Source organism: Micrococcus sp. LASM2_SD2 (assembly GCF_057364565.1).
Map to the genome: position 1 here is coordinate 1 of NZ_JBNFOB010000347.1, position 1,646 is coordinate 1,646.

Below are 1,646 nucleotides of genomic sequence, written 5' to 3' on the forward strand. Positions count from 1 at the left end.
CGCAGGGCCCAGGCCGGAGCCGCCGCGCCGCCGGTGACGGACCCCATCCGACCCGGCCCCGGCGCGCCACCGCCACGGACGTGCCGGGCGGTCCTACCCTGGATCGCATGACCCTCGTCGGACTGCAGAACGGAGGCGCGCCCCGCGGCGCATGCCGCCCTGCCCGGCGCCTTCCGGACGGCCCTGCGCGAGCTACGGGACGCCACGCCGCGCCGAGAGGTGCAGCTGCGCGAGATCGCGGCGCCCCAGGGCTTGGCCCCGCATGCCGTGGCGCTGGCCGCGGACGTGCGCCCCCTGGCCGACGAGGACGACATCTCCCCCGCCCTGGCCACCGGACGCTTCGTCCTCCTCTACGACCCCGAGGGGTCCGACCTGTGGCAGGGCACCTTCCGCGTGGTCACCTACATCAAGGCCGGCCTGGAGCTGGACGTCGCCGAGGATCCGATGCTCGGCGCCGTCGCCTGGACCTGGCTCGTCGAGTCGCTCGAGCTGCGCCACGCGGACTACACGGCCGCCGGCGGCACCGCCACCCGGATCCTCGCCGAGTCCTTCGGCACCCTCGCGGAGCGCCCCGACGCCACCGAGATCGAGATGCGCGCCTCCTGGACGCCGGGCGGCCGCGCGATGGGCGCGCACCTGGAGGCCTGGGCCGAGATGGTCTGCGCGTTCGCGGGGCTTCCCCCGCAGCCCGACGGCGTCACCGCCCTGCCCGTCCCCAGGAAGGACGCATGACCCGTACCACCTCCGGGCGCCGTCCGTCATCCCACGACGACGGCGCCGTCACCGCCGCCGAGACCGCCGCCCCCGATCAGCCCCGCCTCATCACGGAGCCGGCCGACGGGGTCCCGATGGTCACCGACACCCCCGGCGGCCTCACCGCCTGCGCCCAGGCCCTCGCCGCCGGCACCGGACCGGTGGCCGTCGACGCCGAGCGCGCCTCCGGCATCAGGTACGGCCAGCGCGCCTTCCTGGTGCAGCTCAAGCGGGCCGGCTCCGGCATCTGGCTGATCGACCCCGAGGCGTTCGAGGACCTGACCGAGCTGGTCCCCGCGCTCGAGGGCGTGGAGTGGATCCTCCACGCCTCCACCCAGGACCTGCCGTGCCTGTCCGAGCTGGGTCTCTGGCCGGACCGGTTGTTCGACACCGAGCTCGCCGCCCGCCTGGCCGGGCTGCCCCGTGTGGGCCTGGCCGCCGTGCTCGAGCAGATGCTGGGCGTGACCCTGGCGAAGGAGCACTCCGCCGCGGACTGGTCCACCCGCCCGCTGCCCGAGTCCTGGCTGACCTATGCCGCCCTGGACGTGGAGCTGCTGGTGGAGCTGCGCGCGGCCCTGCTCGAGCTGCTCGAGTCCCAGGGCAAGCGGGAGTGGGCCGAGCAGGAGTTCGAGCACGTGCGCACCAGCCCCGTGCCCGGCCCCCGCGAGGACCCGTGGCGCCGTACTTCCGGTGCCCATGCCCTGAAGGACCGCACCCAGCTGTCCGTGCTCCGCGAGCTCTGGCACGCCCGGGACGACCTCGCCCGGCACCGGGACGTGGCCCCGGGCCGGCTGATCCCGGACTCGGCGATCGTCGCCGCCGCCAAGGTGCAGCCCCGCACCGTGCCGCAGCTGCGCTCCACCCAGGGCTTCCACGGCCGGCCGCCGGCCGCG

The 1,646-nt window shown here is 75.9% G+C and carries 2 protein-coding genes; both read left to right on the forward strand.

Annotation, left to right across the window (positions count from 1 at the left end; translation table 11 throughout):
* Positions 1–159: 159 nt before the first annotated feature.
* Positions 160–732: a DUF3000 domain-containing protein gene (locus AC2W7A_RS12235; RefSeq protein ID WP_485991584.1), complete on the forward strand. Its 573-nt coding sequence runs from the start codon at positions 160–162 to the stop codon at positions 730–732.
* Positions 729–1,646, forward strand: a 918-nt coding sequence (locus AC2W7A_RS12240) for an HRDC domain-containing protein (protein ID WP_485991583.1), incomplete at its 3' end; no start/stop codon positions are given. The genes AC2W7A_RS12235 and AC2W7A_RS12240, both read left to right, overlap by 4 nt.